Source organism: Catenulispora pinisilvae (assembly GCF_015356865.1).
GTDB classification, from domain to species: Bacteria; Actinomycetota; Actinomycetes; order Streptomycetales; family Catenulisporaceae; genus Catenulispora; species Catenulispora pinisilvae.
Window position 1 is genome coordinate 1 of record NZ_JAAFZA010000371.1, and the last position, 7,298, is coordinate 7,298.

The following is a 7,298-nucleotide window of genomic DNA, read 5'->3' on the forward strand; positions in this document are numbered from 1 at the left end:
GGGCGGGTCATGGCGCTCACTCCTTGGTGCGGGAGGGGTGGTGCGGTCGCCGGTATCGTGTTCCTGACTGAAGTTTTAGTCAAGAGGAAACTTGACTGAAATTTCAGTCGATGCCAGGCTTGGCGTGCTGGCCTGCGGGGACGCCGCGCGAAGGGACACCGATTCGGCACCGATTCGGCCCTATCCGATCGCCCGACTCCGCCGGTCATGTGACGATCCATATCGGGGACAAGAACATCGGAGCCGCCTGATGTACCAACGCACCATCTCCCGCCGCGCCGCTTTGACGTCGGCACTCGGGATCGGGGCCGTCGCGCTGGGGGCGACGGCGTGCGGGAGCGGGGGTTCGGACGGCGGCGAGGCGGGCTCCTCCCCCGCGGGCGGGACCTCGGCGACCGGGACGTCAGCGGCCGGACCCGGCGCCAGTTCCGCCGCCGGCACTGCGTCTTCGAGTACCGCGGCTTCGAACACCGCGGCTTCCAGCGCCGCGGCGCCGACCCGGGTCTTCGGCGCCGAATGGGACCACCACATCCGCACCTTCATGGCCTGGCCCGCCTCCGACGCCATCTGGGGCGGCGACCTCCCCTCGGTCCAGGCCGACATCGCCAACCTGGCGCGCGTCATCTCCGGCTACGAACACGTCGTGCTGCTCGCCCGGCCCGACCAGCAGGACACCGCGCAGAACGCGGTCGGCTCCGGCGTCGAGGTGATCCCGATCCCGGTGGACGACCTGTGGATCCGCGACACGGCGCCGGTGTTCGTCCAGGACTCCGGCAAGACCGCCGGCGTGAACTTCCACTTCAACGGCTGGGGCAACAAGCAGCAGCACGTTCTGGACGCCGGCGTGGCCGCGGCGATCATCCAGAAGTACCAGATCCCGGGCATCGACTCGGGGATGGTCGCCGAGGGCGGTGCGCTGGAGACCGACGGCAAGGGCACGCTGATGGCCACCGAGAGCTCCCTGGTGAACGACAACCGGAACCCGGGCAAGAGCCGTCAGCAGATCGAGGATCTACTCAAGACGGCACTCGGGGTCACGAAGGTGATCTGGTTCACCGGGGTGAAGGGCCAGGACATCACCGACGCGCACGTGGACTGCCTGGCCCGCTTCGCGGCCTCCGGCGCCGTGCTGCTGGACAAGGCGTTCCCGGGGCTGCCGCCGGACGTCTGGTCGCGGGCCTCGGACCAGGCCCGGTCGGTGCTGGCCACGGCCACCGACGCGGCCGGGAAGAAGCTCCAGGTCGTGGATCTGCCGCAGCCGGACCCGGACCAGATCACCGGCAAGGGCGACGCCTTCGTGTCCTCCTACGCCAACTACTTCGTCGCGAACGGTGCGGTGATCATGCCGAAGTTCGGCGACGCCGACGCCGACGACCAGGCCAAGAGCATCCTCGCCGAGCACTTCCCGGGGCGGAGGGTGGTGCCGGTGGCGATCGACGCGATCGCGGCCGGGGGCGGCGGGATCCACTGCGCGACGCACGACATGCCGGGGGCACGGTGATGGGGCGGGCGCGGGCAGCGTGACGGAGGACCGGGCAGCGTTACAGAGAACTGGGCAGCGTGACAGAGAAACGGGCGGCGTGACGGAGGACCGGGCGTGACGGAGACACCGGCGTGAGCATCGGCCGCCGAAGCCTCGGCCGAGCGGCGATGTGGGGCCGCCGCCGGCTGCTCGCGACCATCGCGGTCATCGCGGCCGTGGTCGCCGCGGTGACCGTCGGGATCTGGCTCCAGGTCGGCGAGCGCCTGGCCCTGGACAAGAAGTACGCCCTGCCCGCCACCGCGCCCGACCGCATCGACGTGGCCGCCTCGATCCAGCGCGTGGACGCCACCGGCCGGGAGCTGACCCTGCGCGTGCTGGTCACGCCGCGCGGCGCCTACGCGGACCCGCAGGGCCTGGCCGCGTCCGGCGATCTGGTCGTCCAGACCTCCGCGCCGGTCCGCGGCGACCTGAAGTACCCGGCGCACGCCCGCATCTCCACCACCGACGTGGCCGTGGCGCTGTCCGGCGGGGCGGTCACCGACTACCCCTTCGACGGCTACGACACCGACATCGAGTTCACCGCCTCGTTCGACGGCCGGCAGGTCCCGGTCTCGGCGACGCTGAGCAACGTCGACGTGCTGTTCGCCACCAGCGTGGACGCCGAGTCGGTGGGCGGCACGGCCGTCTACTCGGTGGACGTCGCACGCTCCGACAGCGTCGTGGCCTTCGCCCTGTTCATGATGGCGGCGATGTGGGCGCTGGCGATCGCGGTGGCCATCGGGGCACGCTTCCTGGTACGCCACCGCAAGGGGCTGACGTGGCCGGCGCTGGGCTGGATGGCGGCGTCCCTGTTCGCGTTGGCGGCGTTCCGGAACACCGCGCCGGGGAGTCCGCCGATCGGGTCGGTGCTGGACTACGCGGCGTTTCTGTGGGCCGAGGCGATCATCGCGGTGTGCGTCATCGTGACGGTGGTGTCGGGGAACCGGGTTGAGGGGGCTCCGGAGCCCGCGGCGGCGGAGCCCGCGGCGGCGGAGCCCGCGGCGGCGGAGCCCGTGGCGCCGGGACCTGTGGCGCCGGCAAAGGAAAGTGGGTGATGGCCGACCGGCCACCACCCACTTTCATCGACTCCTGATAAAAGTCACCAAGCCCTGATGAAGCTCACTCCTGGGTCGGCGGCACCGCCGGCCCGGCCCCGGGCCCCGGCCCGGCCACCGGAGCGGAAGTCGGCGTCGCCGACCGCCGCCGCCCGCGCAGCAGCCCGGCCAGCGCCAGCAGCACCACCCCGAGCGCCAGTAGGATGATCGGCAGGTACACGCCGAGCCAGCTGATCACGGTGCGGCCGTGCCGGGCGTCGTCGGCCGCCGCCTTGGAGCTGGCCGCGGAGTCCTGATACGTGACCGCGACCGCCGGGATCAGCGGGACCGTGGTGCCGTTGGGCAGCGCGATCTCGGCGACCCGCTGCTGGGCCCGCTGCACGTCGATCACCAGGCCGGTGTGCGGGTCGACCCAGAACGTGGAGTCGTCCTGGAAGCTGTAGGCCAGCGGCACCGGGTTCGGCAGCTCGGGCAGGATCTGCGCCAGCTGCGCGGCCTGGGCGGCGGGCAGGGCGCCGGCGGTGCCGAGCAGCTTGAGCAGGTCGACCGGCAGCTCCTTGGGGAGCGTGGCCAGGATCTGCGGGTCGGCGATCTTCGTCGGCGCCACCTTGGCCTGGTAGACGTACGTCGTGATGCCCTGCTTCTTCTCCGAGCGCAGATACGTCAGCGGCGCCACCTTCTGCGTCTCCGGCGTCCAGCCCTCGTAGTTCTTCTTCTGCGCGCCGAACGGCCAGCTCACCGTCAGGCCCTGCGCCGGGATCAGGTCGGTCCAGCTGCTGGGGTGGCTGCTCACGGCCTCCAGCGACTTGCGGTCCACCGCGTACTGCCACTTGGTCTGCTCGACCTTGGCCCCGGCCGCCGAGGTGGTGCGGGAGTCGCTGATCAGGGCCTTGTTGCCGGAGGTCTTCTCCACCTTCACGTCCTGCGCCACGGTCATCGGCACGTTCTGCTTGACCGCGCCGAGCAGGTTGCCCGCGGCCAGCGCCTGCGGGTCGAGCAGGGACTGGAAGGTGCCGTCGTAGGTGCGCTCGATGTTCTTGCCGGACGGAGTCCGGGCCACGTAGCTCGGCGTGATCCACCAGGCGAGCAGCGCGGCGGCCACTAGGGAGAGCACGCCGACTACGGCGCACGCGATGCGTGTCTTGGTCATACCCGGCTCCGTTGCTCGGATCAGCGTCAGTACGTCAGTACCTTGCAGTAGGTCAGGGTCAGTGTCCGAGGATGGACGGTTAATGGCCAGTTGAAAGGCTCTATCGGGTGACACAGGTTCACTCGGACAGACGCAGTTCCCCCGGCTCCCCGCTGAAGGCGACCCGGCCGCGGTGCAGGACGTGGACCACGCCGGCGGCGGCGAGGGTGGGCGGGAGCGTCTGCGCGGCCAGGATCACGGTGCGGCCGTCGGCGGCGGCCAGTTCCAGCAGCCGGCGGTGCAGGCGGGCGACGACGGCCGGGGCCAGGCCGCGGTCCGGCTCGTCGAGGAGCAGCAGCCGGGGGCGGCGAAGCAGGGCCCGGCACAAGGCGACCAGCTGCTGCTGCCCGCCGGACAGGGTTTCGGCGCGGCGGTCGAGCAGGGGTAGGAGTTCGGGGAACGTGTCGGCGACCTCCGGGGCGGTTCGCGCCTCGGGACCGAGGTTCTCGGCGACGGTGAGCGAGCCGAAGATCGCGTGCTCGGCGGGGACGAACGCCAGGCCGAGGCGGGCGCGGCGGTAGGCGGGCTGGTCGGTGACGTCACGGCCCTGCCACCGGCAGGTTCCGGCGGACAGCGGGACGGCACCGGCCAGGGCGCGCAGCGTGGTGGTCCGGCCGGCGCCGTTGCGGCCGATCAGGACGCTGACCCGGGCGGCGGGGAAGGCGAGGTTGACGCCGTGGAGGGCTTCCAGGGGACCGTAGCGGACGCGGGCGTCGCGGAGTTCGGCTTCGATGGTCATGGCTGGGCCTGGCCCCGGCTCCACAGCGCGCCCACTTCCGGGTCGGCGAGGACGGCGGCGGCCGGGCCCCGGGCCACAACGCGTCCGGCGGCCATCACGTAGACCACGTCGGCGAGTTCGGCCACCAGATCGACGTCGTGTTCGACCAGGAGCAGGGCCATGCCCTCGGCACTGAGGGCGCGCAGAACGGCGGCCAGGCGCGCGGCTTCGGTCGCGTCGAGGCCGGCGGCGGGCTCGTCGAGGAGCAGGACGCGGGGAGCGCCGGCCAGCGCGCGGGCGAGTTCGACCATGCGCAGCGTGCCGGTCGGGAGGTCGGCGACGGGGTGGTCGCGCAGTGCCGCCAGACCGGCCAGGCGCAGGGCGCGGTCGGTGGCCAGCGCCGTCTGTCCGCGGGCCGGGTCGGGCAGGCCGACCAGGCCGCGCAGAGTGCCGCCGGGGCGTCCTTCGGCGCCGATGCGGACGTTCTCGGCGACGGTGAGGCCGGGGAAGATCGCGAGCTGTTGGAACGTGCGGGCCAGGCCCAGCCGGGCTCGGCGGTAGTCCGGCAGGTGTGCGATGTCGCGGCCGCCGAGCAGGACGCGGCCGGCGTCGGGACGCAGGGTGCCGGACAGGCAGTCGAACAGCGTGCTTTTGCCGGCGCCGTTGGGGCCGACCAGGGCGGTGATGCGGGCGGGTGGGACGGAGAGGTCGACGCCGTCCACGGCTATGACGCCGCCGAAGTGGCGGACTACGCCTCGGGCGGTGAGGTGGGGTGCGGGCGAGGGTGCTGCGGGGGCGGTCATTTGTGGCGTACACCTGCCGCTGCCGCGACGCGTTCGCGTGCGCGTTGGCCGAGCGGGGTGAGTTCGGCGGAGGACGCCGGTGCGGCTGCGCGTGTTGTACCGAGGGATGTTGTGCCGAGTTGCGACAGCCGGCCCGCGAGCCCGCCGGGCATGCGGCCGATCATCAGGGCCAGGGCGCCGACGACGACCGTCGACACCCCTTGGGCGGTGCCGGAATCCAGGCCGACGAGCAGCGCCGCGGCCAGGACCGCGCCGAGCGCGCTGTCGGCTCCGGCGACGACGACCGTGGCGAACCAGATGAGGCCTTGTAAGGGGTCGAACGTCGCGGAGTTGAACGCCCGGCCGCCCAGGCCCATCAGGCCGCCGCCGAGTGCGGCCAGACCGGCGCCGGTCATGAAGGCGAAGACCTTCAGCCAGGGCACGTTCAGACCGGCGGCCGAGGCGCCGGCTTCGTGGTCGCGCAGCGCGGTCAGGGCCCGGCCCAGGCGGCCCCGGTGCAGGTTGTGGACGATGACGACGCCGAGGGCGAGCAGGGCTAGTTCGGCGGCGTAGAAGGCGCGGTCGTCGGTGAGGAAGCCGGGGCGGTCCAGGAGCAGGCCGGTCGTGGCGTAGGGCTGGTCGAAGACGAAACGGCTCATGGCGGTGCCGACGGCGAACGTCACCAGGGCCAGGGCCAGACCGCGGCGGCGGATCGCGGGCCACCCGGTGAGCAGGCCCAGCGGGACGGTGACCAGGACCGCGCACAGCAGGGCCGGGACCGCGGGCATGGCCGCGACGCCGGGGACTTTGCCGGACATGAGCAGGGCGGTGCCGAGGGCTCCCATCCCCGCGTAGCCGGCTTGGCCGAGGGAGATCTGGCCGCCGTAGCCGGTGACCACGACGACCGAGAGCAGGACGAGGGCCAGGGCGGGGACTTGGAGCGCGTTGCGGAGGTCGGAGCCGCGGAAGCCGAGGGGCATGAGGAGCAGGACCGTGCAGGCCATGGCGGCTACGGCTGTGGCCGCGCGTTCGGGGGCGTTGCCGCCCTGGTCTCGGCCTTGGGCTTGGCCTTGGCGTCTGCCGGCGGCGCGCGCCGGCGGGGCCTGGGCACCGGAGCCGAGACGGCTTTGGAGCAGGACCACGACCAGGAGCGCGATCACGAAGAGGTTGGACTGGAACGCTTGGACCAGCGGGAGGATCTGGCCGCCGGGGCGTAGGCGGGTGAGTTCGCTGCCTGCGATGCCCAAGCCGAGGCCGACCGCCACCGCCACGCCGACGCTGCGCAGCCGGCCCGCGACGGCGACCGCCATGGTCTCCATGACGAGCAGCGACAGGCCGTAGGGGTCGAGGAGCAGGTTGGGCGCGAGCAGGACGCCGACCAGGCCCGCGACGAAGGAGCCGAACGCCCAGCCGATCGCCGAGACCCGGCCCGCGTTCACGCCGGAGAGCTCGGCGAGGCGGCGGTCGTCCACGACTGCGCGCAGCTGGAGGCCGAAGGCCGTGTAGCGGGTGACAAGCGCGACCAGGAGGCTCAGGGCGAGGACGACGCCGAGTTGCACGGCCGTGTCCAGCCGCACCGGGTGGCCGCCGGGCAGCGTGAAGGGCGTGCTGGGGACCAGCGACGGGGCGTCGGCGTAGGGGCCGGTGCCCCACATGAGGACGACGGCGCCGGTCAGCAGGATGAACACGCCGATGGTCGCCACCATCGTCTCGGCCGGCCCGGCCCCGCGCCGCTGGAGCGGACGGAACACCCCGAGTTCGAGCCCGACCCCCAGCGCCGGCGCCACGAGGAGCAGGCAGAACGCGGCGGCCGGAACGACGGGCCAGTGCCACACCACGACCAGCTCGCGCAGCAGGTACGCGATGATCATGGCCTGCGCCCCCTGCGCGAGGTTGAGGACGCCGGTGGCGCGGTAGGTCGTGACGAGGCCGATGCCGCTCAGGGCCGCCGCGCTGCCGACCGCCAGGCCGGCGATGGCCAGGTCGATGGTGAGGCTGAGGGAGCCGGCGTCGGTGAGGAGGGGCATTAGGG

6 protein-coding genes are annotated in these 7,298 nt (G+C 72.7%); 2 read left to right on the forward strand and 4 right to left on the reverse strand.

Annotation, left to right across the window (positions count from 1 at the left end; all coding sequences use genetic code 11):
- Positions 1 to 250: 250 nt before the first annotated feature.
- The gene (locus IZR01_RS46855; protein ID WP_194927616.1) at positions 251 to 1,501 is read left to right on the forward strand and encodes an agmatine deiminase family protein; all 1,251 of its coding nucleotides are present in this window, start codon (positions 251 to 253) and stop codon (positions 1,499 to 1,501) included.
- A gap of 113 nt (positions 1,502 to 1,614) precedes the next feature.
- Positions 1,615 to 2,577 (forward strand): DUF4436 family protein, encoded by a 963-nt coding sequence (locus IZR01_RS46860; protein ID WP_323747304.1) that lies wholly within the window; start codon positions 1,615 to 1,617, stop codon positions 2,575 to 2,577.
- A 64-nt stretch (positions 2,578 to 2,641) separates the two neighbouring features.
- Here the strand turns inward: IZR01_RS46860 and IZR01_RS46865 are convergent, their stop codons facing one another.
- From IZR01_RS46865 to IZR01_RS46875, 4 genes are all read right to left on the reverse strand, one after another.
- The gene (locus IZR01_RS46865; protein ID WP_194899629.1) at positions 2,642 to 3,727 is read right to left on the reverse strand and encodes a porin PorA family protein; all 1,086 of its coding nucleotides are present in this window, start codon (positions 3,725 to 3,727) and stop codon (positions 2,642 to 2,644) included.
- Between the two features lie 118 nt (positions 3,728 to 3,845).
- The gene (locus tag IZR01_RS46870) at positions 3,846 to 4,505 is read right to left on the reverse strand and encodes an ATP-binding cassette domain-containing protein (protein WP_194927617.1); all 660 of its coding nucleotides are present in this window, start codon (positions 4,503 to 4,505) and stop codon (positions 3,846 to 3,848) included.
- The gene (locus tag IZR01_RS51810; RefSeq protein ID WP_228561355.1) at positions 4,502 to 5,287 is read right to left on the reverse strand and encodes an ABC transporter ATP-binding protein; all 786 of its coding nucleotides are present in this window, start codon (positions 5,285 to 5,287) and stop codon (positions 4,502 to 4,504) included. Before IZR01_RS51810 ends, IZR01_RS46870 begins: the two co-directional genes overlap by 4 nt.
- Positions 5,284 to 7,298: branched-chain amino acid ABC transporter permease (locus IZR01_RS46875; RefSeq protein ID WP_228561356.1), on the reverse strand; the 2,015-nt coding region annotated here is incomplete at its 5' end. The genes IZR01_RS51810 and IZR01_RS46875, both read right to left, overlap by 4 nt.